Here is a 25,555-nt window from a genome sequence, read left to right on the forward strand (position 1 = left end):
GACATTTTCATTTTTTTCAACACAAATTTTAATTTTAAAAGGCTTAACTCTTACAACCCGAATGAACTCACTTAAAACACTCCTTTATTTTTCAATTTTTAAGTATCCCCTTTCGGCTAGGGAAATTTTCTTATTTTCTTCTGCAGCTGATGAAAATGAAGTAAATCATGAATTGGATCTTTTAAAACAAAAAGGAGTCGTATCTATCGATAATGACTTCTATTTTTTAGACAATAATCCTTCTTTGGTAAAACGAAGAATTAAGGGTAATAAAATGGCTAATTCTGTTATGGACAAGGCAATTAGGAAAGGAGCATTTATTTCCAAATTCCCGTACGTAAAAGCAGTTGGAATTTCAGGATCCTTATCTAAAAATTATCATGATAAAAATGGAGACGTTGATTATTTTGTAATTACCAAATCTGAAAGATTATGGGTTGCTAGAACCTTATTAATGTTATACAAAAAGATTTTTTTATTGAACTCTAGAAAGTTTTTTTGTATTAATTATTTCGTAACCGAAAACTCTCTGGAAATATCTGAGAAAAATATTTTTACCGCTACAGAACTTTTAACGCTGATTCCAATTACTGGTGATTTTACAGAATTTTACAATCAAAATCGCTGGGTTTCTAATTTTCTTCCTAATCTAGAAATTGGAAAACCTTCAATTATCTCTGCAAAAAGAAAACCTATAACCTCAAGATCCATTGAATTCTTATTGCTTAGTAAACTCGGAAACATTTTGGAATCAACATTTCTAAAACTTACTCTTAAGAAATGGAACAATAAATTTAAGACTTTAAGCAAAGAAGATTTCAAAATAGCTATGAAGTCTACACAAGGTGTATCGAAACATCACCCTCAAAACTTTCAAAAACAAGTAATTAATAAACTAAATAAAAAATACCAAGAATTTCAATCAAGGTATAATATAGAATTAGAAAAAGAACATGCTTGATATTTTATTTTCACATTCTTATTATTATCCACTGGACCAGAAGCAATGGGATAACAAAACTCCTTATCCACCTCTAGGAACAATATATGCTGCCGCTTTAATGAGAGAAAAAGGTTTTAAAGTTGATCTTTTTGACACGAATCTAAAAGATAACCCTTATGAAATAGAAAAAGAGATTATTCATAAAAAACCTAAATTTCTTGTATTGTACGATGATGGCTTTAACTATTTAACCAAAATGTGTCTTACCACGATGCGAGAGGCAGCATTTGAAATGATGAGAATTGGAAAAACTCATAATTGTACCATTATTGTAAATAGTTCTGATGCTACCGATCATTATTCTAAATATCTTTATAATGGTGCAGATTACATTATTCAAGGAGAAGGAGAAAACACACTATTAGAGTTAATTGAAACGCTTAATCAAAAAGGGGCAACTGAAAAAATTAAAGGAATTGTATATTCTAGAAATGAAGAAACTATTACAAATCCAAAAAGAGAAGTTCTAAAAAATTTAGATGATCTTCCGTTACCTGCTTGGGATCTAGTCGATATAAAATCTTATAAAGAAATATGGACACGTAGTGGCAAAGAATTTACCTTAAATCTTGCTACTACACGAGGATGTCCGTTTAAATGTAATTGGTGTGCTAAACCTATTTATGGCAATAGATATAACAATCATTCACCAGAATACATTGTTAAACATATACAATTGTTACAAAAAAGCTATCAGGTATCTCGCTTTTGGATGTGCGATGATATTTTTGGTTTAACTCCTGGTTGGGTACAAAGCTTTAATCAAGAGCTAAAGAAAACAAATACGAAGCTCAATTATTATATCCAAAGTAGGGTTGATTTATTGCTAAAAGAAGACACTATAGAAGCTTTATCAGAATCTGGTTTGGAAGAAGTTTGGGTAGGAGCAGAAAGTGGTTCCCAGTCTATATTAGATGCTATGGATAAAGGAACCAAAGTTGAAGAAATATATAAGGCAACCCGTCTATTAAAAGAAAAAAACATCCGAGTAGCATTTTTTATACAATTTGGATACTTGGGAGAAACTAAAAAGGACATCTCCGAGACTATCAGAATGATCAAAGAACTTATTCCTGATGATTTGGGAGTTTCGGTATCCTATCCGCTTCCTGGTACCAAGTTTTATGAAAAGGTTAAAGATGATCTAAAGTTTAAAGCAAATTGGACTGATTCTGATGATTTAGCTATGATGTTTAAGGGAACTTACAACTCTAAATACTATAGAAAATTACACAGATATGTGCATAAAGAATACAGAAAAAGTCAAGGATTACAATTTTTAAAAAAAATATTCAAAAGCCCATCTAAAGTATCTGCCATTGCCTTGAAGAGAATAGCTTACCTTTTATATTATTTCCCAAGTGCTTTTATAGACGCACAAGTTTTAAAAAGAATGGAACATTTAAATGAATGAAAGTTTTGACATATCCGCTATTTCTTATGATACTGTTTTTACAAATAGTCATATCGGTAAACTTCAAAGAAAAAGAGTGCACGATTTTCTAATAACTACGTTTCCTAAAAATAGCAGCTTAGAGATTTTAGAGGTCAACTGCGGAACTGGTCATGACGCAATCTGGCTTTCAACCTTAGGGCATCGTATTATAGCTACAGATATATCAACAGAAATGATCGCTGTAGCAAATTCAAAACTTACTAAAGAAAGTAACCAACCAGATTTTAGACAATTAGACATTAATAGTTTAGACAACACAGATTTTAATAGGTCTTTTGATCTTATCTTTTCAGATTTTGGTGGTTTAAATTGTCTTTCTCCTCTAGAATTAGAAAACTTTTTTAGTGCTGCGGTAAAAAAACTAAAACCTAACGGTAAAATCGTAGCGGTTATCATGCCTAAAAATTGCCTTATGGAAAGCCTTTATTTTATAATGAAAGGTAATTTCAGCAGCGTATTCAGAAGAAATACGAAAAAGGCAGTTCTCGCAAACGTTGAAAATACTTCGGTCAAAACTTGGTACTATAATCCTAAGGATATAAAAAAGAACTCTAGTAGTTACTTTCGCATTCAGAAAACTAAACCAATTGGTTTTTTTATTCCTCCCTCCTACCTCGAAAGCTTTTTTAAAAACAGATTAGGATTATTAAAATTATTAAATCGTTTAGACTCGTTTTTCAAACACTCTACTTTTATATCTAGCTTCAGTGATCATTACATAATCTCATTATCTAAGAAATGAGCATCGTATTAACCCATGCATATTACCTAAGTACAGATCCTAAAGAACATAGGATTATGAAACCATATCCTCCATTAGGTCAGTTATATATTTCCTCATATCTAGAGAAGTATGATGTAAAAAATTATGTTTTTGATACTACTTTTAGTTCGAAAGAAGAACAGTTACAATTTATTCAAGCTAAAAAACCAGATCTTGTTGCGATATATGCAAATCTTATGACTAAAGTAGAAGTTATAGAACTAATAAAAATACTTAGTACGGATGCTGTATATGGATTCCCAAAAATAGTCTTAGGAGGTCCAGATGTCACTTACAATACCGAAAATTATTTAAAATCAGGAGCACAATATATCGTAATTGGCGAAGGCGAAGAAACGTTATATGAACTTTATTTAGCTATAAAAAATAAAACGGAAATAAATAATGTCTCTGGAATTGCATATCTGGATAATGAAAAAGTAATCAAAACTTCTGCAAGGGTTAAAATGAAGGATCTATCCGTCCTTCCATTACCAAATAGGAAAGCGATAGATATGCAATTGTATTTAAAAACCTGGAAAAACAATCATGGACAAAGTTCTATGACTGTTAGTACACAACGTGGTTGTCCATATACATGCAAATGGTGTAGTACAGCGGTTTATGGTCAAAGTTATCGTAGAAGGCCTGCAAAATTAGTAGCGCAGGAACTTGCGATGTTAAAAGAAGAATACAATCCTGATACTATATGGTTCGTAGATGATGTATTTACTGTAAGTCATAAATGGTTAGGAGAATTTCATAAAGAAGTAATCAAACAAAATGCTATCATCCCTTTTGAATGTATTACCAGAGCTGAAAGATTAAATGATCAAGTACTACGGCAACTTAAAGAAGCAGGTTGTTATCGTATCTGGATTGGCGCAGAAAGTGGTTCACAAAAAATTGTGGATGCTATGGATAGACGTGTAAAAGTAGAAACTGTTAGAGAAGCCATTCAAAAAACCAATAAATTAGGTATTGAAACAGGAACTTTCATCATGGTTGGATATCCTGGAGAAGATGAAAAAGATATTGCAGAAACTATTCATCATCTCAAAATTGCCAATCCTACACATTTTACCATTACAGTTGCCTACCCTATCAAAGGAACATCACTTTATAATGAAATAGAAAATGATATTACCATACAACCTGATTGGAATACCTCAACAGATAGAGATATTGATTTTAAACGAACTTACCATCGTAAATTTTATGACTATGCCGTAAGAAGAATTGTAAATGAAGTAAACTATTTTAAAAAGGGTAATGGATTAATCTCGAAATATAAATTAAAACTCAAATCTATGGCTGCTTTGGTTTTAATGAAATATTATAAGTTTAGATAATGGGTAACTTTTTAATTTTATTTTCGGAAAAATTTGCTCCTTACTCCTTAGTTTTCATTTTTTTTATTCTAAGCTTTATAGGGATTACGCATCACGAACTTTGGTTAGATGAATCCCACAGTTGGTTGTTAGGAAGAGATAGCAACTCTCTATCCGATCTTATAATAAATACCAGCTATGAAGGACACCCGATACTTTGGAATATAATACTATTTTATATTAACCGGTTTTCTTCGAACCCTTTTTGGATGCAATTGCTACACATTATTATTTCTAGCATAGCAGTCTTCATATTTCTTAAAAAAGCCCCTTTTTCTTTATTATTTAAGATATTATTCATTTTCGGGTATTTTATATTTTTTGAGTACAATGTAATTAGCAGAAATTATGGATTAGGAGTTTTATTTTTATTCTGTGCTTTAACAATCTATAAAGACAGACATGAAAAATTTATTCTTTTTATTACTTTTCTGGCTATTGCAAATCATGTCCATTCAATTTTTATAATACTTTCATTCGCGTTGCTTGGTATCATTTTTCTTGAAATGATCCTGAAAGAAGATTTCTTTTTAAAAAAGAAGTTTCTTATTGGTACTCTAATCTTTGGAGGTATCACAGCGCTTTCAGTTATTCAAATCATTCCCCCTTCCGATAGTTTATATTTTGAAAGAACAACAGATCTTTCTGTATTTGAAAAACTTTCTAAAAGTGCAATTACATTTTTTAAAGGAGTATTTTTTATTCCTGATTTTAGAACGCTTCATTTTTGGAATACCCATTTGATCGTAAACCTTAGTAAACCATTTGCAATCATACTAGGAATTATAAGTATATTCATTCCTTGCTTCTTATTTTTTAAAAACAAACTGGTTCTAATGTATGCTTATTTAGGAATTTTGGGAACGATAGTTTTCTTCTTTGTTACTCAAGTATCTGCACCTAGATTTTTTGGAGTACATTTTCTTTTAATAATCACAGGATTATGGATTAATCACTACTATCCGTTTCAAACAAACATAATTAATTCCAAACTTCCATTAATGTTATTAAAAAACATAAAAAAGAGTCTTATTTACAGCATGTTAATAACACAATTGATCGTTGGAATAACTGCATTTTGTATAGATTTATCCTTACCCTTTTCGAATTCCAAACAAACCATTACTTATCTAAAAACATCTAATCTCAACAATAAAATGGTCATTACCCAAGGATGTGGTGGGACTCCTTTGAGCAGTTATCTAGAAAAGCCTATTTTTTTCCTCGATGCAGACAGCTATGAAAGTTTTTGTAAATGGAATCGTAGAATTCCAATAGTACAAAATCCAGAGAAAGCTTTAAATGATTCTTTACAAAAGGTGCTAAACAATGTAAATCAGAGTGTTATTTTTATATCTACCCATTCTTTAAATACTGAAAAACAAATGACACTTTCAAATTCTTTAAACTATAAATTCTTGAAAGGTTTTAATAGTAGTATTGTCAAACAAGAAAGTTATTATATATATGAAATATCAAAAATATAAATACGGTATTCCAATATTGCTAATTACAATTACGCTATTGATACTCTCTTTTAGTTATCCAAAAAAGAGTAATATGATTAATTTAAAATGGAATAAATCATATCCCGAGGACACGTTTACCAAAAATGTGATTGCTCTAAAATGGTGTTTATCCTTTTTAGGTTCTGATCTGGTAGCAGATACGGAAACGGTAGGTATTTCAACAAATAAAGAACCTATAATAACCTTAAATATCCAACAATTAAAATTCAATAAAAATGCTTCTAAGCATCTAAAAAAACTTCATTCTCAATTAAAAAAAACAGAAGAATATAAAAAAAACAATGCTATTGATCTCGGAAGATACATAGCACTTACTATTGGTAGCTCCTATCATTATTACAAAATTGTAGATATACCTAACAAGCTTCAAGAGTATCATACTTCATATGCTTTTGATACTATAAAAGGCTATATCGATGATTCCAGTGTATCACTCGTAGACAGAATTATTTCTATATCAAAAAATAACACAGAAAATAGACAAGCATATATATCAACCGAAGTAGATTCTGTATCAAAAGAAATATTCGAATATGAAACTTTAGAAATAATGAATAATGGTCAACTAAAGTTTGGGATATATGACCACAATGGAAATATTAAAGACGTTGCAGATCGCACGGTCACAAATGCTGGAAAACCAGCAAAGTGTATTTGGTGTCATGAAACAGGAATACAACCTTTATTTAGCAAACAAAATAACTATCCTGGATATTTAACGTACCCAGAATTAAAAGACTCTTTGGATAGGAATAATAAACTTCTAAGATCATATCAGGACAAACATTGGCAGGATAAAGAAATTAGAAATAAGAGATTACATACTGAAATGGAAATATCCTATATTTCATTTATGGAACCTTCTGCAGAACATATTTCAAACGAGTGGGGTATTTCTATTGAAGAAGTAAAAACCAAATTAAAACATTTAAAAACACACAGACATCATGAATTTGGATTTATTGGTGATTTATACCATAGAAAAGATATTGATGCACTGGCACCTTGGAAATCCTTAGAGATTCCCGAAAGTATGCGCGAGAAATCTGCTAATGAGGTTAATCATCTAAAATAGTATGTTACATTCAAAAAAGATAGTAGTTATTCTCCCTGCCTACAACGCAGAAAAAACATTACAAAAGACTTTTGAAGAAATTCCTTTTGATATTGTTGATGAAGTAATTCTTACAGATGATTTTAGTTCGGATCAAACCGTTCAGCTTGCAAATGAAATTGGAATTCAACATATTATAGAACACAAAACCAATATTGGGTACGGCGGAAATCAAAAATCATGTTATAAACGTGCATTGGCCATTGGTGCTGATATCATAGTCATGCTACACCCAGATTATCAATACACTCCCAAACTCATTCCTTCGATGGCTTACTTAGTAGCAAATGATATCTATGATGTAGTACTTGGTTCCAGAATATTAGGAAAAGGAGCTATACAGGGAGGAATGCCTATCTATAAATATATAGCGAATCGGATTCTTACCCTTTTTCAAAACATAATGATCAATCAGAAGTTATCAGAATATCATACGGGATATCGATGCTTTTCTAAAGAAGCGCTGTTAAAAATTAATTTTAAAGACAATTCGGATGATTTTATTTTTGATAATGAGATATTAGCACAATGCTGCTTCCATGACTTTCGTATTGGAGAAGTATCTTGTCCGACCAAATATTTTGAAGAAGCTTCTTCCATAAACTTTAGAAGAAGTGTTATCTATGGTTTAGGTATTGTTAGAGTATCAATCCAATATTTTCTTCATAATAGTAAAATATTAAAATCACGTTTATTTGAATGAAAGGGATTTTAGCAAAAGAACAGAAATGGATACTATATATCTTACCACTACTATTGATGGGTATTATATATATTATAAAATCCTATTTCTTTTTACCTCATGATTTTGCTAATTATTACTTTGGAGCTTATTTCTTAGAAAACGGAAGTTTCTCTAAAATTATTTATGACCCAACATGGTTTAATCAAAAAATCTTTGAGATTCAAAAAAACGTTTTTGCAAGTTATTCGCCGAATACTCCATTTCTGGCTTTGTTCTTTGTTCCTTTTACATTATTTAGTTTTTCTACCGCAAAAATTGTTTTTAATTCTTTAAGTCTAATCCTATTTCTGTATACACTAAAAAACATATTTACTACCTATAAAATCTCAAACATCCATTATGTTACTGTTTTTCTGGTATTCTTAATTCCTATCAAAAATAATATCCTTTTTGGTCAGGTATACTTGTTACTCTTCTTTTTAATTTCTGAAGGTTTTTTAGCTTATAAGCAGGAGAAAAAATTGAAAATGGGAATCTTATGGTCCATTGCAATACTCCTAAAAGTATTTCCTTTAATTCTTTTTGGATTTTTACTTTTCCAAAAAAAAATAAAAAGCTTTCTAGTTCTAGCATTTTGTACTGCGATAATTTTAACTATTTCCATCTCTGTAAACGGTTTCGATGCATGGTTGTATTTTATAGAAAATATACTACCAAAAGCCAATAAAGGAGAGATATCAGGAGAGTTTATTAAAGGGTATCAATCCATATTAATGTTTCTAAAACATGTTTTTATACACAATGAGATCAAAAATCCGGATGCTATAATTCATAGTCCCAGCATATATTATTTGCTATTAATAGTATCTAAACTACTAATCATAGGATATGGATTATTAATTACTTGGAATCAAAAGTCAAAACTTCTTAGGTTTTCATACTGGATACTAGCATCTTATTTACTGTCTCCATACGGAAGTAGTTATAGCAATATTTTACTTATTATTCTTTTAATTCAATTACTCAGGGAAAATTCAAAAGACTATCTTGTTTTATTTGGAGTAGCTATTCTATTTCTTATTTGTAATTTTCCATTTCACTATACCTACAATTTACCTCTACCCTTTTCTTTTTTAAAACTATTCCTATATTTATCATTATGGTGTCTAATTTTCTTCAAAAAAATAAATTTAGCAAAATGGCATCTAAGTATCTTGTCTATTAGCCTATGTGTTTCCGCTATATTCTTGTGGAATAATGATGAGAAAAAGATAAATCCAGATACAAATTACCTACTCGAAAAAGATCAACACCAAGCGTTGATATATGATTATTACGTAGAAAATGAGGTGTTAATGTATAAGTACTGGGCAGAAGAAGGAAGTCAAACTAAGTCGACAGACATCAATGTAAAAAGTATAAATTATGAAATTAGCATAAAAAACAATCAGATCTATCATGGTGCAACCAAAATTACAGATGATCCTTCTAACAAATACAAACCCGCAATTATCAATGAAGATACTTTGATTTATCTTTCGGATACTCAAAGAGGCTATGGTTTTTACACTTTTAGAAAGATAATCTTGACAAAAAATAAGTATTAATGAGTTTTTTGAATTTAATAAAACGAATACAACGGGTGATTCCAAAAGAGTATCGAAAGACTTCGAAGTATTTCTCCTTGCTTTCATTTTTCTCATTAATTCTTGATGCCTTTTCTATCTTTTTATTGATTCCTGTAATCATATCCATTTTAGGGCAAGAACATTCATTCGATTTTCTTAATGTCACTATTGAAACCAATACCAGATATGTGTTACTAGGTGTGGTCATCTTATTTTTTGTTGCAAAAAATTATATAGCCATAGAAATAAATAAATACCGGGCTAAAAAAGCATTTGAACTAGGTTCAGAATATTCTTCATTGTTATCAAAATTTTACTTGTTAGAAAATTACGTAGCATTCAAGCAAGAAAAAAAGTCTACAGTTGCAAAGGATATCATATTTGTTCCAAACGATTTTGTTAGTAACGTATTACTATCTCTCAATACCATACTTAGCGAACTTTTATTGTTATTTATACTATGTCTTATAGGCGTTTTCTTTAATTACATAACTACTCTGCTTATTATTATGATTATGGTTGTGATTTTTCTGGTTCATAAAAAATATAATAGCGCTGATTTAGAAAAAATAAACAAAACACGAATTAACGATTACAACCAAAATATTAGTAACCTAAATAATTTGCTAAACGGTTATCTTTCTTTAAAATCTTCGAATATCTCTGCATATTTCCTAAATGCATTTCATAACTCTAACAAAGCGCTTAACGAAAGCTATGCCATACTGCATGCCAAAAGGGTAAATAGTACAAAGCAAACAGAGATTATTTTGATTTTAATCTTATGCGTAATTTTCATGATTACTAATGTTTTGATCACTGACAAAACTAACGCTACGGTTTTTTTATCCGTATTCGCAGCCTTATTGTTTAAAGCAATCCCATCACTAAATAAATTAAATATTGCTTTTACCAATTTTAAAGCACACCTATACACATTAGATATTATTGAAAAGAAGACTAATATTTCCAAAGACAAAAGAACAGCTAACGCTATAATTTCTTTTGAAAAGGAAATTTCTTTACAAGATATTTCTTTCTACTATGATCAGGATAAAAAGATTTTAGACAATCTGAATTTAAAATTTTCGAAAGGAAAGTTTACTGCTATTTCTGGAAACTCAGGAGTTGGAAAGACTACGCTATTAAATGTTATTTCTAAACTTATAAAACCTACTTCTGGAAATATCTATATAGATGATATTAAAATCACGGAAGAAAATAAATATGAATATTTTAATCTTTTCACCTACCTCACACAAAAACCTTTTATCTATGAAGGTACGATTCTAGAAAATATCGTTTTAAATAAAACAGATTACAATAAGGAAGAACTTAACGGATTGATTTCTGATTTAAAAATAGATAAAATAATAAATCAATTTCCAGATGGGATACATACTTTTATTGGATCGGATGCTGGTAATTTATCTGGTGGTCAATTGCAACTAATTTGTATAGCAAGAGCCATCATTAATAACCCGGAAATCCTAATATTGGATGAAGCTACCAATAATCTAGACAAAGAAGCTGAGATTAGAACATTAAGCTTTCTAAAAACTTATGCGTCCAAAAACAACTGCACAATCATTACCGTATCTCATCATATAGACGAAACTAAAAACATGTATGACTCCATAATTGAACTAAAAAAGTAATCATGAAATTTAGTATCATAACCATTACATATAATAGAGCTCAATTGATTGGAGAAACCATAGAAAGTGTTAGAAATCAATCTTATCAACATTATGAACACATTATTATAGACGACGGTTCTAATGACAATACAGAAGAGGTAATAAAAAGTTATAAAGATGATAAAATTATATATCACAAAATTAATAAGATTGGAAAACTAAGTGTTTTAAGAAACATTGGACTTAAAAATGCAACTGGTGAGCTCATTACTTTTTTAGACTCTGACGATCTCCTACATCCTGAGAAACTTGATCAAACACTCAAAACATTTTTAAAACATAAAAACTTACAGATGAGTGCGCATAATTTGTCCCTTTTTAGCAAAGAAGGAGTGTATAAAAACAAAGTTTATCAATTTCATAAAGATTTTAAAAAGAATATACTTCTGGACTTGTTATATAATAGAATCCAATCCTATTCTTCCTATACCTTTACATCAAACATTCTAGAAACTATAGGATTATTAGATGAGAGTTTTCATGACGGACAACATGATTTTTTTGCAAGAATTGTAAGTATCCATGAAACATACTTCATACACAAAAGTCTTATCAAACTTAGAAAACACAGAGATAATATGTCATCGAGAGAAAGCGAAGGACCTTTTATCGAATACTTAAAAACATTACAACATTTATATGAAAGTAAAAAAATTCTAAGACCACACTATCTAAATAGAAAGAGCTATATTTATAGTGAAATGGCAAGAATAAATGCAGACAACGTTCAATTTAAAACGTTTCTAAAAAAATCAAATGCACATATCAAATTAAATATTGAAGGGATTAAAATAATAATAAAAAACTTGAAACTCTATCTGTTTAGAAGATCTTATGTTGGTTTTCTAAAATAGATTAGACTTCTAATTGGTAAAACATTTCCTATCAAGTTTATTTGATATTCACAGTATCTAAAAACATAAAATAATTACATACTACTATAAAGTAAGTTTTTTAAATAATGACTAAAAACAAAATAATCATATTTAATCCCAGAAGTGCCAATGCCAAACATAGAATTCCTAATTCTATATTACAAGTTGGTGCCTCTATTTATGGAAAGTATGATTTTGTTTTTATAGATGGTAATTTAGAAAGAGACCCTTGGAAAAAAATACTTAGTTATTTCTCTACAGGAGAATACAAGTACTTCTGCTCTACTGTGATGCCAGGACCTCAGCTAAAAGAAGCAATTCCTTTTACCAAAAGACTAAAAGAACAATTTCCTGAGTGCATCACTATTTGGGGAGGATATTTTGCCTCTAATCAATACAAAGTTTGTATCGAAGCTAGTTATGTAGATTATATAGTTAGTGGACCAGGAGACGTTGCTTTCCCTTCGTTATTAGATGCTTTAGAACAAAAGGAATACGCCAAAATAAAAGATATTAAAAATCTTATTTTTCTTGATTCAGCAGGCAATATCATACAAACGCAAAAAGAAAAATTACTTGATCAAGATACTTTACCTCCATTACCATATCAACATCTAAATACCTTTTATGATTTAAAACATTACCTGAGTAAGACCTTCTTAGGAAAGAAAACATTTTCTTATCATTCTAGTTTAGGTTGTCCTTTTACCTGTTCATTTTGCGCTGTCGTTCCTATCTACGATGGTCGTTGGAAAGCGAAATCGGCGCAAACAGTATATGAAGATGTAAAATATTTTAAAAACACATACGGAATAGATGCTATTGAATTTCATGACAACAACTTTTTCACTTCCAGAAAGAGAGTTGTCGAATTTTCTGAATTAATCATGAATGATGGAATTACTTGGTGGGGAGAAGGAAGAATCGATACGATTAATAAATATAGTGATGACGATCTCCTAACAATGAAAAAAGCGGGATGCAAAATGATCTTTCTTGGCGCAGAAACTGGAAATGACGAGATCCTAAAACAAATGAATAAAGGTGGTACCCAAACAGGCCAAACGATAAAAGATTTTGCAAAAAGATTAGCTCCAATAGGGATAATTCCCGAATTTTCTTTCGTACTTGGTATGCCCGCCGATTCTCCTAAAAAAGTGATGGATCAGATTAATTGGGATATTCAATTTATAAGAGAAATCAAGGAGATCAATCCCAATGCTGAAATTATTATTTACCTCTACAGTCCTGTCGCAACTGAAGGATCTGAATTGTATGAACAAATCCAAGATGCTGGATTTAGTTTTCCTAAAAAACTTGAAGACTGGTTAGATCCTGCATGGGAAAAATTTGACTTAAGAAAAAATCCTCTAACACCTTGGCTAACTCCAGAAATGGTTGATAAAATCAAAGACTTTGAAACCGTGTTAAATGGCTATTATCCCACAGCTTCGGATTTTAGAATTAAAGGTTTAAAGAAAAAAATATTACAAATCATTGCCAGTATTAGATATCAAAATCAAATCTACAAATATCCATATGAGATAAAGGCACTGCACAAAATATGGAAATATAGACAACCGGAAATACAAGGATTTTATTCTGAATAGTGAGGCTTTTTTTAAAGAAAATAACACATCCATTTTTAAAACTAGGTTTAAAATTATTCTATTTAAAACCAAGAAAATACAGTTATGATGGAATTAAGGTACTTGTCCATCCAGAAGTATTCCCTCCTCATCTTACGTTAAGCACAAAAATTTTGCTAGATTTTATCAACCCCATGAATCTGGAAAACAAAACACTTCTCGAACTAGGTTGTGGATCTGGCATCATTTCGTTATACGCATCTAAAAAACAAGCTATTGTAACGGCTACAGATATCAATAAAATTGCATTGCAATATTTAGAAAAAGCATCACTAAAGAACAATCTAGATCTAGAAATAATACAATCAGATCTTTTTGATAATTTGCAAAATAGAATCTATGATTACATCATTATAAATCCTCCATATTACCCAAGAACCCCAAAAAACACGAAAGAGAAAGCTTGGTTTTGTGGAGAGAACTTCGAGTATTTTGAAAAATTATTTAAACAAATTCCGAATCATATTACAAATTCATCTAATGTCTTTATGATTCTATCTAACGATTGTGATATCGAGCATATAAAGAGTATAACCTCGAAATTTGATCTTAACTTGAAAATCTTCTTTGAAAAAAAGATCTTGGGAGAAATCAATTATATTTTTAAGATCGCATCTAAATAGGTCATTTATTCAGAAAAATCAATCGGTTCTTTTATACTAAAATCTTCTTCAGATATCTTATGCCCATTAATCGTAGTAGTATCCCAATCCTGAGTAATCTTCCAAACTCCTTCTATCTTTTTTAATACAATATGAAATTGACCATAAATAAGCTGAGTTTTTTCATTGGTAGTAAGTCCTATTTTATAGAAACCAACTTCATATGAGGTATTTTCATTAGTATGCCTGGAATCAAACCAAAAGTCGAGTTTGATTTGAGTCTTACTTTCTTTAGAAGCTTTAAAACTCTCTATATTCTTACGTTTAAAATCATCCTTTGTATCAATACCATTAGGCGTAACTCTTATTACATTTGTTGCATAAATTGCATTTAAGGCATCGGCATCTTTTGCTTCATATGCTTTCTGAAAAGAAGCCCAAACAGTTTTATCAATATGTTGTTGTATTGCTTCAACATTGGTTTGTGCCAAAGTACTTAAACTGGATAGTATAAACCCAAAAAGAAAACATACTCGTATTACCATTCTGCTATTAATAATCATCGATATTTAAATTTTAGTCTATCTAAAGGTATACTAATAATCTATAACTAATATATTCGAACAAAAAAATCCCGTTAGAAAACGGGATTTTAGTTATATGCAGTATAAAATTATTTGCTCAAATACATCTTACGTCTAGCGTATAGGTCATAGAACTGATCATCCTTCAGATCATCTATAAATAAAATACTTTCTCCAGTACTCTTCATTTCAGGACCTAGTTTCTTATTTACATTTGGGAATTTGTTAAAAGAAAATACCGGCTGTTTGATTGCGTACCCTTCTAAATGTGGTTTGAAATCAAAATCTGTAACTTTCTTTTCTCCTAACATTACCTTCGTAGCATAATTCACGTAAGGTTCTCCGTATGCTTTTGCAATAAAAGGAACCGTTCTGGATGCTCTTGGATTCGCCTCGATGATATATACTGTATCATCTTTTATAGCAAACTGAATATTAATCAGACCAACTGTATTTAATGCTAAAGCAATTTTATGCGTATGATCCTTTATTTGTTGCATTACAAACTCTCCAAGGTTGAAAGGAGGTAATGTTGCATTTGAATCTCCAGAGTGGATACCGCAAGGCTCGATATGCTCCATAATTCCAATGATATACACATTCTCACCATCACAGATTGCATCTGCTTCTGCTTCGATTGCTCCATCTAAATAATGATCTAATAATAGTTTGTTATTAGGAATCTTACGAAGTAAATCAACCACATGCTCTTCTAACTCTTGTTTATTGATCACAATTTTCATTCCCTGACCTCCTAATACATAGGATGGACGCACTAATATTGGGAAATCTAAACGGTCTGCCACCGCTAATGCTTCATCTGCAGTTTCTGCTGTATCAAATTCTGGATAAGGAATATTATTCTCTTTTAACAGTGTAGAAAAACTTCCACGATCCTCAGCAAGGTCAAGAGACTCATAGCTCGTTCCGATGATATTAATACCGTAACGATCTAGTTTCTCAGCTAATTTTAATGCCGTTTGACCTCCTAGCTGTACGATAACACCTTCTGGTTTTTCATGCCTGATGATATCATAGATGTGCTCCCAGAAAACAGGTTCAAAATATAATTTATCCGCTGTATCAAAATCCGTAGAAACAGTTTCTGGATTACAGTTAATCATAATCGTTTCATATCCGCATTCTGCAGATGCTAAAACTCCATGCACACAACAATAATCAAACTCGATTCCCTGTCCAATTCGGTTAGGACCAGAACCTAATACTACGATTTTCTTTCTATCTGTAACTACACTTTCATTAGCAACAATTACTTCTCCATCTGGAGTTTGCGTTTCTGCTTCAAAAGTAGAATAGAAATAAGGTGTCTGCGCTTTAAACTCTGCTGCACAAGTATCTACCAGTTTATAAACTCTATTAATTCCGAGTTCATCTCTTTTATTATATACTTCACTTTCATAACAACCTACCATATGTGCAATTTGTCTATCAGCAAATCCTTTTTGTTTCGCTTCCAGTATCAAATCCTTCGTCAACGATTGAATGGTATAAGTAGAAATTTCTTTTTCTAATAAATGTAGCTCTTCATATTGCTTTAAGAACCACATATCGATCTTAGTAATCTCATGAATGCGACTTAACGGAATCCCCATTTGAATTGCATCGTAGATCACAAAAACTCGATCCCAACTAGCGTAAGTTAGCTTCTCGATAATCTGATCGTAATTCTTGTATCCTTTTCCGTCTGCACCAAGACCATTTCTTTTAATTTCTAATGACTGTGTAGCTTTGTGTAATGCTTCCTGGAAAGAACGTCCAATTCCCATTACCTCACCTACTGCTTTCATTTGTAGTCCAAGAGTACGATCAGAACCTTCGAACTTATCAAAATTCCAACGAGGAATTTTTACAATTACATAATCCAATGTTGGCTCAAATAAAGCCGAAGTAGATTTTGTAATTTGATTATCTAATTCATCCAGTGTGTATCCTATAGCTAATTTAGCAGCAATTTTTGCAATCGGATATCCAGTAGCTTTCGATGCCAATGCCGAAGAACGAGATACACGAGGATTGATTTCAATTGCGATGATGTCTTCATTTTCATCAGGACTCACAGCAAATTGTACATTACAACCACCAGCAAATTCACCAATACTACGCATCATATGGATCGCCATATCACGCATTTTCTGATATGTCTTATCACTAAGTGTCATTGCTGGAGCTACTGTGATTGAATCACCAGTATGAATACCCATTGGATCCATATTTTCGATAGCACAAATAATAACTACGTTATCATTAGCATCTCTTAATAACTCTAATTCATATTCTTTCCAACCAATTAGTGCTTTATCAATCATAACTTCATGGATTGGAGATGTTTCCAATCCACGAGTTAATAATTCATCGAAATCTTCTTCTTTATATACAAAAGATGCTCCTGCTCCTCCTAAGGTATAAGAAGCTCTAATTACTAAAGGAAATCCAAATTCCTGAGCAATTTCTTTTCCTTTTAAATAAGACCCTGCAGTTGCTTGCGGTGCCATTCCAACACCAATTTGAAGCATTAATTCTCTAAACTTTTCGCGGTCTTCGGTAATATTGATTGCATCGATATCAACACCAATAATCTCTACATCAAAATCTTCCCAAATTCCTTTTTCATCTGCTTCGATACATAAATTCAAAGCAGTTTGTCCTCCCATGGTTGGTAATACTGCGTCTATATTAGGATGCTTCTTAAGAATCTCTATAATAGATTTAGTATTCAATGGCTTTAGATATACATGATCTGCCATTGAAGGGTCAGTCATTATAGTCGCTGGATTAGAATTTATTAATATTGTTTCTATTCCATCTTCTCTTAATGAACGTAGTGCTTGCGATCCTGAGTAGTCAAACTCACAAGCTTGTCCAATGATAATTGGACCTGATCCAATGATTAGTATACTTTTTAGTTTTTGATCTTTTGGCATTTTGGTGTTGGTATTGAAAATTTAAAAATATTTTATAGGTATTGATTAGATATAAAAAAAGGCGTTACTCCTAAAAGTAACACCTTAATATTTTCATTGCACTACAATCATTAGTGCTTGTGTCTTAATTCAGAAGAAACAGATAGCTTTTTTCTACCTTTAGCTCTTCTACGAGCAAGGACCTTTCTACCATTAGCAGAAGCCATACGCTCTCTAAAACCGTGTTTGTTTTTTCTCTTTCTCTTCGATGGTTGAAACGTTCTTTTCATTGCTATCTCTCTTTATATATCTTCTTGAAATCTCTTTTTAAATACCTATTGGGCATCTCATCCCAAAACTGCGGGCAAATATACGAAGAGTTTTTACTTTCGCAAACCTAATTATCAAAATTTTTTAATTGTTTTTATTACCTTTGCCGCGATTAAAAAATAACGGATTTCATGTATAACAAAAATATTAAATTAGTAATAGCCGCATTAATTGTTGGAACTGCCATTTGGCAAATGATAGAAGGATATATTGGTAATGGGATCATGCTAATTTTACTAGCTTCAGTTTTTGTATTCTTATATTTTAAAAACGAATTAATCTTATTAGCTTTTCTAAGATTACGTAAACAAGATTTTCCTGGAGCAAAGAAATGGTTGGATAAAATTAAAAATCCAGAAAGTGCTTTAACAACGAAACAACAAGGATATTATAACTATCTTTTAGGGATCATGTTGTCTCAAACAAATATTACGCAAGCAGAAAAATATTTAAAGAAAGCAATCAAACTTGGTCTATCGATGAATCAGGATCTAGCCGTTGCTAAACTTAACCTAGCAGGAATTGCAATGACCAAACGCAGAAAGCGTGAAGCTCAAAATTTACTTACCGAAGCTAAAAAGTTAGATAAGCATGGTATGCTAAAAGAGCAAATCTCCATGATGAAACAACAAATGAAAAGAATTTAGGCACACTAATTGTACCTACAATTACGTTATCTATTAGTTTTAGGGGTGAAATAAATAGTGTACTGAGACCAAAAAATAACGTTTTACACTACGAAAACTGTTATTTTTAAAGACTTTATAGTACTTTAGCTATCGTAACAAGGTTGTAATGAAGAAAATATTAATTCTAGGAATACTCTTTTTGTATATTGGAAATACTTTTGGACAAATTGGACAAACAGAAAGAAAAGTTCCTTTTTCCATAGCTGTTGCAGCTCATATCAAAAAATATAATCTCAAAAGTAATGAGGCGTACAAGGATCAGGATTTAGAATATGCGCAATTCTTATTTGATTCTTTAGTTCAAAACCATCTGGTTGGAACCTATATGGACGATTTTAAAATGAGTCCATTAAAAGGAGAGCCTATCTCATTTAAAGAAATAGAAAAACCTATATTTCTTATTACCTATGCTACATGGTGTGTTCCTGGGATAGGAGAAATACCAGCACTAAATGACCTTGCTGATAAATTCCATGATCAAATTGATTTTATTGTCTTGTTTTGGGACACAAAAGAAAGATTAAAGGAGAAAGTAGGTGAATATAGTGAAAACATACAGCTTCTATATGTTAATGAGCTTACGAATCAAAACTCCTACATTATTAATAACCTAAAACATTCTTTAGGTTTTCCGATGATGTATTTTATGGATAACGAAAAGAAGTTATTGGATATTCGTAAAATTGTTACACATCACTCTAGTGAAACACTAAGCAACTCTTATACGATACACTATAACTCATTGTCCAAAGGTGTCTCTTTATTAATAGCAGATCTTGATGCTAAAGGTGAATTAGTCCCTAAAGCTGAAGAGGAAGAAAAGAAAAAGTCTAGAGAAAGAGGAGATACTCGTACCCAAGAAGAACGTGACATCGATGAAGAGTACGAACGCTATCGAAGAGAAAAAGACTCTTTAGAAAATCAAAGAAGAAGAGATAATAAATAAGAACATCCTTTTATCTCTTAATCCTTAATCATTATTTACCAAGATTACTATTATCTTTAATCAGATTACCAAGATGGATAATCATTGATAATCTTACCCATATATATAAGGTATTTATATCACATCTCTCAAAAATTTAACCTTAGTAGTATTAAAGTGACCGTAGTGTAACCTTAGTTTTACAATAAGCTAATTTAAGTTTCATTTATTGTGCGAAATTTAAAATTACAAAAATGAAAACTCTTAAACGTATTACACTATTATCATTAATTATTACAATGATTACTTCTTGTGACTTCATTGATGATTCCAGTGGTGATCCAGGATCTGGTGATGATCAAAGACCTTTAATAATTGCTCATAGAGGTGCACAATCAGTATTACCAGAACATACTTTAGAAGGATATGCCAAAGCTGCTGAATTGGATGCAGATTTTATCGAACCAGATTTAGTACTTACCAAAGATGGTCATTTAATTGCTCGTCATGAACCTTTTCTTTCTAGTACAACAAATGTTTCTGAACTTCCTGAGTTTGCTAATTTAAAAACCACTAAAAACTTAGATGGTAAAATGATCACTGATTGGTTTGCCTCAGATTTTACTCTTGCCCAAATCAAAACTCTTAAAGCAATACAACCGTTTAATGGAAGACCTACGGATTTTGACAACTTATTTGATATCCCAACTTTCGAGGAGATCATCTTACTGGCAAAAAAAGAATCTATTAAAAGAGGTAGAACTGTAGGTATCTATCCTGAGATTAAACATCCTTTATTTCATAATGAGATTTTTGGAACACATTTTATGGAAAACAAATTATTACAAGTGCTTTCTAAATATCATATAAATAGAAAAAGTGCTCCAGTATTTGTTCAGTGTTTTGAAGTAGAACCATTACAATATATCAATAACAAGTCTTCTGTAAAACTTGTACAATTAATTTCTACTTATAATATTAACCAGGATGGATCTTTAGACTACAATGTTCCTGTAGGAGACTTCATATCTTATGGTGCTCCTTTCGATTTTTATAGTAATGGAGATCCTAGAACCTACGAATTTTTCACCACTAGAGAAGGAATGGAATTCGCTGCTAGTTACGCTGACGGAATTGGTCCGTGGAAACCTTTCATCATTTCGTACAAAACAGAAGATTCTGGAGAGCTTACTTTATTACCTCCAACGGATTTTATAACCTTAGCACATGAAAACAATTTATTAGTACACCCATATACCTTTCGTAATGAAAATACACAATGGAGTGCTGGTAACCCTGAAGCAGAGTATCACTTATTTTTTGATGCGGGCGTAGACGGTCTTTTTACAGATTATACAGATGAAGCAGTTAATGCATTAGACACTTGGCAAAACTTATAAGTCTATATGTAGACCAAGAAATTATTCTATTTATATCAGAGCCTCTTTTTAATTAAAAAAGAGGCTTTCTCATTGATATTAAAAAATTGTATTAGTTTGAATAAAGGGTTTATTTTCCAAAAATCATTTTAAGTGCTACTAATAAAAGCACACCACCAAATATTTTTTTTAGTGTTGACTGATTAACAGAAATAGCCAATTTACTGCCTAAATAACCTCCTACAATAAAGGTTATCGCAATAATCGCTGCAAATTTCCAATTTACATGCCCTTCTTTATAATAATTAAATGCTGCTAATAGTGTTACAGGAACTGAAAGCACAGCTAAACTAGTACCTTGTGCTTGATGCTGCGTAAAACCAACCCATAAGATTAAAAGAGGAATCATAACAACACTCCCACCTATGCCCATAGTTCCACTAAGAAAACCCGCTAGTAGTCCAATTACCACTAACGAAATAATAGTCATTGTATCCATAACACAATTTTACAATAATTGTGGTAATCGTACATACATAAAACACGTAATTTTTATGGAAAAGCAATGAAGTTTATTGTCCCATTCCTGTTTTATAATATCCTTCTCTAGGAATTTTAATTAGATATTCCTTACCTGTTCCATTGTTCAGGTGTGTTTCGCGTAACCAAGGGTTATGCAATTTTAAAATTTTATAATTGATATTATATTTTGCTGCGAACTCGTTAAAATCTGCTATAGGCTCATCCACTAATACATTAAAAGTAGGAATATATTCATATAAGTCTTTTTGACTAAAATTAAATCCATACTTCTTAGGATTGCTAAGGATTTCTTTTACCGCAGCAATTCTAAACACATATCTTCCTGTTTCTTGTCCTAATAAAAGATCGTAATATGAAGTTGCTTTTTGTCGCTGCAATTGCTTGTTTATCCCAGCAGGACCAGCATTATATGCAGCTGCAGCTAGTGTCCAGCTACCAAAACGCTCTTTTGCATTTTTTAAATACTTACAGGCAACTCTTGTAGATTTTTCTATATGATAACGCTCGTCTACATTATTATTCACTTCTAGACCATATTCTTTTCCAGTTGTCTTTAGAATTTGCCAGAAACCAGTAGCTCTCGCTGGAGAAACAGCTTGTGTTAAACTACTTTCGATTACAGCAAGATATTTAAAATCATCAGGAACTCCTTCTTCTTTTAGAATCGGTTCTATAATCGGAAAATATTTATTAGCTCTTTTAAAAAGCAACAAACCGTTAGATTGCCAGTATGTATTTACTAATAGCTCTCTATCCATTCGCTCTCGAATATCAGGGTTTTCAACCGGAACTAACTCACCAGCGAAATTGATATTCTCTGGCATAGGTACAGCATAGACATTGTAGTCATTAATCAACTTTTCTTCTAAAAGTTCTTGCGCAATTGGTTTTTGAGGTTCTTCTTGGGTGGCGTTAACCAAAATACTAAAGGTAAATAGCGCACCTAAAAAAATCAGCATTTTTCTAATCATCTTCATGTTTAAGTAGGTTTTATAGGGGAAATACTTTCTAAGTTTCCAAAATAATGTAAAATATTGGAATATCGGCAATTAATTCTCAATAATTTCAGGTAAATGCTTATTAAACCACCTTGCACGGTTAATAATCATGACATGAGTACCTTTTTCAACTGTTATACAGCTATCTACATACGAAATAGGAAAAACAATATCTTTATCTCCATGGATGTGAACTATCCCATCAATAGATTCTTCCTGATCCCAGCATACTATTTTTTCTATGGCCCAATCTAAATACGTTTTATCATTTACAGATAAATACTTTTGATACATCGCTGCTCTTTTTTTGGCGAAGTCTCCAAAAGCTAGTTTTTCCCAATTATCAATTTTAGAAACCAAAGAAGTAGGCATTAATTTATACGCCTTAGTCTTGCGAACAATATGCATTCGTTTAGGTAATTCGTACTTGTTTTTAACACTCGAAATAATTATTAATTTCTTTAATTTCAAATACTTACTCATTTCCTGAACCATAATCCCTCCAAAAGAAACACCTATTAGCACACAATTTTCATGCTCAATCTCTTCGCACATTCGCTTGGCATACGCTTCTATCGATTCATTTTTATCCGGAATCTTCCAAGGAAGTGTATGAGTTTGATAAGATACCTCAGGTAATTTTATAAATTCAAAAATGGATACATCTGCAGCCATGCCTGGAACGAAATAAACATGGGTAACTTCCTTCATACTAGGTATTTTAACAGTGATTTATCAGTTTAAAGTTCTAATTTTCTTATCTTTGCAGCTCAAAACTATAGTAATACTTTATCAGAAAAAAGTAAACAGGGTATTAAATTATTGTAAAAGGAAAAAAATAGACTAACAAATCTTAGTTAGGCTTGTTACAAATTAACAAAATTTCATCCAACTTTTACATGGTTTTTATGCTATTTTAATTTTCTAAAAAGCAGCTATAGCTTTCGAAAATCTTTTAATTTTTTAAATAGTAAATTAAAACATATGGAGAACATGAGCGATGTCGAATTAGAGATAGTAGACAATGAATTCCTAAGACAATTCGAAACTACTATTGAAGGTCAGAAATCAAAGATCGAGTATGCTCAACAAGAGAGAAAAATATTCCTTACCAAGCTTGTAATGAGCGAAGAGCAAATAGAAAAGGGATATTCAGAAGATTTTATAGTAGCTGTTTTTAATATTATCGAAGAGCGTAATATTAGACTTGTTCCTACGAGCCCTATCATCGCTAAGTTTATGCGAAAGAATAGAAGAAAATACAAAGATTTACTTCCTGTTGGCATTAATATATAGTCGCACCGAGTAAATTAAAAAAAGTAAAGCCTGCTTATCAGCAGGCTTTTTATTTTAATAGAATCATTGTAAGATTGCTTTTATAGTAAATCAAAACGTACCATCCCATCATCATCAATATGCGTCAATTTTACCTTTCGCAAGGTATTTACATAAGAAGGATCCCAAGGCATTTTTACTTTTACATAATTCTCGGTAAAACCATGAATATATCCTTCTTTATTCTCAGATTCGAATAAGACTGTTCGCTCCGTTCCTATCTGACTCTCATAGAAAGCTCTTCTCTTCTTTACAGAAAGCCCTCGTAACATCTTACTTCTCTTTTTTCGTATATTCTGCGGCACTACTCCATCCAAGGAAGCTGCCACCGTATTTTCCCTTTCAGAATAGGTAAAAACATGCAAATAAGATATATCTAATTCTGACAAAAAGTTATAGGTATCTAAAAAATAATCATCTGTTTCTCCCGGAAAACCAACAATAACATCTACTCCGATACACGCATGAGGCATAACCTCTTTGATCTTTTTTACGCGATCTACATATAAATCACTCAAATATCTGCGTCGCATCATTTTTAACACCTCATCACTTCCTGATTGTAAAGGAATATGAAAATGAGGAACAAAAGTTCTCGACTGAGAAACAAAATCTATCGTTTCATTTTTTAACAAGTTCGGTTCTATTGAAGAAATTCGCAAACGCTCTATACCATCAACTTTATCCAAGGCTTGAACTAGTTCAAAAAAGGTATGCTCATGTTTTTTGTTTCCAAATTCCCCTTTTCCATAATCACCAATATTTACTCCAGTAAGAACAATCTCTTTGATTCCTTGTCCTGAAATCTCCTTTGCATTCTTCAACACATTTTCTAAAGTATCACTTCTAGAGATTCCTCTAGCCAAAGGAATTGTACAATAGGTACATTTATAATCACACCCATCTTGCACTTTTAAAAAAGCACGGGTTCGATCCCCTATCGAATAACTTCCTACATAAAAATCTGCTTCTTCTATCTCACAAGAATGGATTTCTCCAAACTCGTTTTTCGATAAATCATTGATATAATCGGTGATCTTAAATTTTTCTGTGGCACCCAATACCAAATCAACACCATCAACCGCTACGAGTTCCTCTGGCTTCAATTGCGCATAGCAACCTACTGCTGCCACAAAAGCATCCGGATTAGACTTTTGTGCCTGCTTTACAATGGTTTTAAATCTTTTATCAGCATTTTCAGTAACAGAACATGTATTGATTACATAAATATCTGCATTCTCGGAAAAATCTACACGATCAAAGCCTTCATCCGTAAAACTTCGGGCAATGGTAGAGGTTTCCGAAAAATTCAGTTTACAACCTAAGGTATAAAAAGCAACTTTTTTTCTCATCAACATTTATAAAGTCATTTCCACAGGGAAAGAAATCTATTTATATTTACACTGGTTTTTAATCCATGATTCCAACTTTTGTTAGTATCCTAATTAAAAGCCGT

At 31.4% G+C, this 25,555-nt stretch carries 23 protein-coding genes; 16 read left to right on the top strand and 7 right to left on the bottom strand.

All coding sequences use genetic code 11. The features are described from left to right. Window positions 1–61: 61 nt before the first annotated feature. The 12 genes from Q1B37_RS13995 to Q1B37_RS14050 all read left to right on the top strand — a co-directional run bounded on the left by Q1B37_RS13995 (window position 62) and on the right by Q1B37_RS14050 (window position 14,416). Window positions 62–961 (top strand): nucleotidyltransferase domain-containing protein, encoded by a 900-nt coding sequence (locus Q1B37_RS13995; protein WP_299607542.1) that lies wholly within the window; start codon window positions 62–64, stop codon window positions 959–961. Continuing rightward, window positions 954–2,417: a radical SAM protein gene (locus tag Q1B37_RS14000; protein ID WP_299899452.1), complete on the top strand. Its 1,464-nt coding sequence runs from the start codon at window positions 954–956 to the stop codon at window positions 2,415–2,417. Before Q1B37_RS13995 ends, Q1B37_RS14000 begins: the two co-directional genes overlap by 8 nt. Further along, window positions 2,410–3,201 carry a class I SAM-dependent methyltransferase gene (locus Q1B37_RS14005; protein ID WP_299899454.1) on the top strand — a complete coding sequence of 264 codons (792 nt, stop codon included), beginning with the start codon at window positions 2,410–2,412 and terminating at the stop codon, window positions 3,199–3,201. Before Q1B37_RS14000 ends, Q1B37_RS14005 begins: the two co-directional genes overlap by 8 nt. Then, window positions 3,198–4,574 carry a radical SAM protein gene (locus Q1B37_RS14010; RefSeq protein WP_299899455.1) on the top strand — a complete coding sequence of 459 codons (1,377 nt, stop codon included), beginning with the start codon at window positions 3,198–3,200 and terminating at the stop codon, window positions 4,572–4,574. Before Q1B37_RS14005 ends, Q1B37_RS14010 begins: the two co-directional genes overlap by 4 nt. A 545-nt stretch (window positions 4,575–5,119) precedes the next feature. Continuing rightward, complete coding sequence (locus tag Q1B37_RS14015) at window positions 5,120–6,100, top strand: hypothetical protein (protein ID WP_299899458.1); 981 nt, start codon at window positions 5,120–5,122, stop codon at window positions 6,098–6,100. Beyond that, window positions 6,081–7,217, top strand: coding sequence for a hypothetical protein (locus tag Q1B37_RS14020; protein WP_299899460.1), 1,137 nt, complete (start codon window positions 6,081–6,083; stop codon window positions 7,215–7,217). Before Q1B37_RS14015 ends, Q1B37_RS14020 begins: the two co-directional genes overlap by 20 nt. 1 nt (window position 7,218) lies before the next feature. After that, window positions 7,219–7,959, top strand: a complete 741-nt coding sequence (locus tag Q1B37_RS14025) for a glycosyltransferase family 2 protein (protein ID WP_299899462.1) — start codon at window positions 7,219–7,221, stop codon at window positions 7,957–7,959. Next, window positions 7,956–9,548, top strand: a complete 1,593-nt coding sequence (locus tag Q1B37_RS14030; RefSeq protein ID WP_299899463.1) for a glycosyltransferase family 87 protein — start codon at window positions 7,956–7,958, stop codon at window positions 9,546–9,548. Before Q1B37_RS14025 ends, Q1B37_RS14030 begins: the two co-directional genes overlap by 4 nt. Beyond that, window positions 9,548–11,227, top strand: coding sequence for an ABC transporter ATP-binding protein/permease (locus tag Q1B37_RS14035; RefSeq protein WP_299899465.1), 1,680 nt, complete (start codon window positions 9,548–9,550; stop codon window positions 11,225–11,227). Before Q1B37_RS14030 ends, Q1B37_RS14035 begins: the two co-directional genes overlap by 1 nt. A gap of 2 nt (window positions 11,228–11,229) precedes the next feature. After that, a complete protein-coding gene (locus Q1B37_RS14040; RefSeq protein WP_299899467.1) occupies window positions 11,230–12,123 on the top strand; it encodes a glycosyltransferase in 894 nt (297 codons plus the stop codon). A 107-nt stretch (window positions 12,124–12,230) separates the two neighbouring features. Continuing rightward, window positions 12,231–13,754 carry a radical SAM protein gene (locus Q1B37_RS14045; RefSeq protein ID WP_299899469.1) on the top strand — a complete coding sequence of 508 codons (1,524 nt, stop codon included), beginning with the start codon at window positions 12,231–12,233 and terminating at the stop codon, window positions 13,752–13,754. Then, window positions 13,754–14,416, top strand: a complete 663-nt coding sequence (locus Q1B37_RS14050; protein ID WP_299607565.1) for a methyltransferase — start codon at window positions 13,754–13,756, stop codon at window positions 14,414–14,416. The genes Q1B37_RS14045 and Q1B37_RS14050 overlap by 1 nt, the downstream gene beginning before the upstream one ends. Window positions 14,417–14,421: 5 nt before the next feature. Here the strand turns inward: Q1B37_RS14050 and Q1B37_RS14055 are convergent, their stop codons facing one another. The 3 genes from Q1B37_RS14055 to rpmH form a co-directional block, all read right to left on the bottom strand. After that, a complete protein-coding gene (locus tag Q1B37_RS14055; protein WP_299899471.1) occupies window positions 14,422–14,958 on the bottom strand; it encodes a nuclear transport factor 2 family protein in 537 nt (178 codons plus the stop codon). 110 nt (window positions 14,959–15,068) lie between these two features. Continuing rightward, complete coding sequence (gene carB / locus Q1B37_RS14060; protein ID WP_299899473.1) at window positions 15,069–17,921, bottom strand: carbamoyl-phosphate synthase large subunit; 2,853 nt, start codon at window positions 17,919–17,921, stop codon at window positions 15,069–15,071. A 110-nt stretch (window positions 17,922–18,031) separates the two neighbouring features. Continuing rightward, the gene (gene rpmH, locus Q1B37_RS14065) at window positions 18,032–18,190 is read right to left on the bottom strand and encodes a 50S ribosomal protein L34 (protein WP_081414554.1); all 159 of its coding nucleotides are present in this window, start codon (window positions 18,188–18,190) and stop codon (window positions 18,032–18,034) included. A 171-nt stretch (window positions 18,191–18,361) separates the two neighbouring features. Between rpmH and Q1B37_RS14070 the strand changes: the two genes are divergently transcribed. The 3 genes from Q1B37_RS14070 (at window position 18,362) to Q1B37_RS14080 (ending at window position 21,244) form a co-directional block, all read left to right on the top strand. After that, entirely contained in the window at window positions 18,362–18,877 is a 516-nt protein-coding gene (locus tag Q1B37_RS14070) for a DUF2892 domain-containing protein (protein WP_299607571.1), read from the top strand. A gap of 148 nt (window positions 18,878–19,025) precedes the next feature. After that, window positions 19,026–19,865 carry a redoxin domain-containing protein gene (locus tag Q1B37_RS14075; protein WP_299899475.1) on the top strand — a complete coding sequence of 280 codons (840 nt, stop codon included), beginning with the start codon at window positions 19,026–19,028 and terminating at the stop codon, window positions 19,863–19,865. Window positions 19,866–20,098: 233 nt separating this feature from the next. Then, window positions 20,099–21,244, top strand: coding sequence for a glycerophosphodiester phosphodiesterase (locus Q1B37_RS14080; RefSeq protein WP_299899477.1), 1,146 nt, complete (start codon window positions 20,099–20,101; stop codon window positions 21,242–21,244). 109 nt (window positions 21,245–21,353) lie between these two features. On the opposite strand, the gene Q1B37_RS14085 is transcribed toward Q1B37_RS14080, so the two are convergent. The 3 genes from Q1B37_RS14085 to Q1B37_RS14095 all read right to left on the bottom strand — a co-directional run bounded on the left by Q1B37_RS14085 (window position 21,354) and on the right by Q1B37_RS14095 (window position 23,475). After that, window positions 21,354–21,722, bottom strand: a complete 369-nt coding sequence (locus Q1B37_RS14085; protein WP_299899479.1) for a sulfite exporter TauE/SafE family protein — start codon at window positions 21,720–21,722, stop codon at window positions 21,354–21,356. A gap of 73 nt (window positions 21,723–21,795) precedes the next feature. Beyond that, window positions 21,796–22,743, bottom strand: a complete 948-nt coding sequence (locus tag Q1B37_RS14090; protein ID WP_299607579.1) for a lytic transglycosylase domain-containing protein — start codon at window positions 22,741–22,743, stop codon at window positions 21,796–21,798. Window positions 22,744–22,815: 72 nt separating this feature from the next. Beyond that, a complete protein-coding gene (locus Q1B37_RS14095; RefSeq protein ID WP_299607581.1) occupies window positions 22,816–23,475 on the bottom strand; it encodes an alpha/beta hydrolase in 660 nt (219 codons plus the stop codon). 282 nt (window positions 23,476–23,757) lie between these two features. Between Q1B37_RS14095 and Q1B37_RS14100 the strand changes: the two genes are divergently transcribed. After that, on the top strand, window positions 23,758–24,060 hold the full coding sequence (locus tag Q1B37_RS14100) for an N-acetyltransferase (protein WP_299608094.1): 303 nt from the start codon (window positions 23,758–23,760) through the stop codon (window positions 24,058–24,060). Between the two features lie 80 nt (window positions 24,061–24,140). Here the strand turns inward: Q1B37_RS14100 and mtaB are convergent, their stop codons facing one another. Continuing rightward, window positions 24,141–25,451: a tRNA (N(6)-L-threonylcarbamoyladenosine(37)-C(2))-methylthiotransferase MtaB gene (mtaB, locus tag Q1B37_RS14105; protein ID WP_299899480.1), complete on the bottom strand. Its 1,311-nt coding sequence runs from the start codon at window positions 25,449–25,451 to the stop codon at window positions 24,141–24,143. Between the last annotated feature and the right edge of the window lie 104 nt (window positions 25,452–25,555).

The organism is uncultured Aquimarina sp., assembly GCF_947492965.1.
Taxonomy (GTDB): domain Bacteria; phylum Bacteroidota; class Bacteroidia; order Flavobacteriales; family Flavobacteriaceae; genus Aquimarina.

Coding starts and splice junctions, on each gene's coding strand:
- Q1B37_RS13995 (WP_299607542.1), top strand. CDS start 62: ATGAACTCACTTAAAACACTCCTTTATTTTTCAATTTTTAAGTATCCC.
- Q1B37_RS14000 (WP_299899452.1), top strand. CDS start 954: ATGCTTGATATTTTATTTTCACATTCTTATTATTATCCACTGGACCAG.
- Q1B37_RS14005 (WP_299899454.1), top strand. CDS start 2,410: ATGAATGAAAGTTTTGACATATCCGCTATTTCTTATGATACTGTTTTT.
- Q1B37_RS14010 (WP_299899455.1), top strand. CDS start 3,198: ATGAGCATCGTATTAACCCATGCATATTACCTAAGTACAGATCCTAAA.
- Q1B37_RS14015 (WP_299899458.1), top strand. CDS start 5,120: ATGATCCTGAAAGAAGATTTCTTTTTAAAAAAGAAGTTTCTTATTGGT.
- Q1B37_RS14020 (WP_299899460.1), top strand. CDS start 6,081: ATGAAATATCAAAAATATAAATACGGTATTCCAATATTGCTAATTACA.
- Q1B37_RS14025 (WP_299899462.1), top strand. CDS start 7,219: ATGTTACATTCAAAAAAGATAGTAGTTATTCTCCCTGCCTACAACGCA.
- Q1B37_RS14030 (WP_299899463.1), top strand. CDS start 7,956: ATGAAAGGGATTTTAGCAAAAGAACAGAAATGGATACTATATATCTTA.
- Q1B37_RS14035 (WP_299899465.1), top strand. CDS start 9,548: ATGAGTTTTTTGAATTTAATAAAACGAATACAACGGGTGATTCCAAAA.
- Q1B37_RS14040 (WP_299899467.1), top strand. CDS start 11,230: ATGAAATTTAGTATCATAACCATTACATATAATAGAGCTCAATTGATT.
- Q1B37_RS14045 (WP_299899469.1), top strand. CDS start 12,231: ATGACTAAAAACAAAATAATCATATTTAATCCCAGAAGTGCCAATGCC.
- Q1B37_RS14055 (WP_299899471.1), bottom strand. CDS start 14,958: ATGATTATTAATAGCAGAATGGTAATACGAGTATGTTTTCTTTTTGGG.
- carB (WP_299899473.1), bottom strand. CDS start 17,921: ATGCCAAAAGATCAAAAACTAAAAAGTATACTAATCATTGGATCAGGT.
- rpmH (WP_081414554.1), bottom strand. CDS start 18,190: ATGAAAAGAACGTTTCAACCATCGAAGAGAAAGAGAAAAAACAAACAC.
- Q1B37_RS14070 (WP_299607571.1), top strand. CDS start 18,362: ATGTATAACAAAAATATTAAATTAGTAATAGCCGCATTAATTGTTGGA.
- Q1B37_RS14075 (WP_299899475.1), top strand. CDS start 19,026: ATGAAGAAAATATTAATTCTAGGAATACTCTTTTTGTATATTGGAAAT.
- Q1B37_RS14080 (WP_299899477.1), top strand. CDS start 20,099: ATGAAAACTCTTAAACGTATTACACTATTATCATTAATTATTACAATG.
- Q1B37_RS14085 (WP_299899479.1), bottom strand. CDS start 21,722: ATGGATACAATGACTATTATTTCGTTAGTGGTAATTGGACTACTAGCG.
- Q1B37_RS14090 (WP_299607579.1), bottom strand. CDS start 22,743: ATGAAGATGATTAGAAAAATGCTGATTTTTTTAGGTGCGCTATTTACC.
- Q1B37_RS14095 (WP_299607581.1), bottom strand. CDS start 23,475: ATGAAGGAAGTTACCCATGTTTATTTCGTTCCAGGCATGGCTGCAGAT.
- Q1B37_RS14100 (WP_299608094.1), top strand. CDS start 23,758: ATGAGCGATGTCGAATTAGAGATAGTAGACAATGAATTCCTAAGACAA.
- mtaB (WP_299899480.1), bottom strand. CDS start 25,451: ATGAGAAAAAAAGTTGCTTTTTATACCTTAGGTTGTAAACTGAATTTT.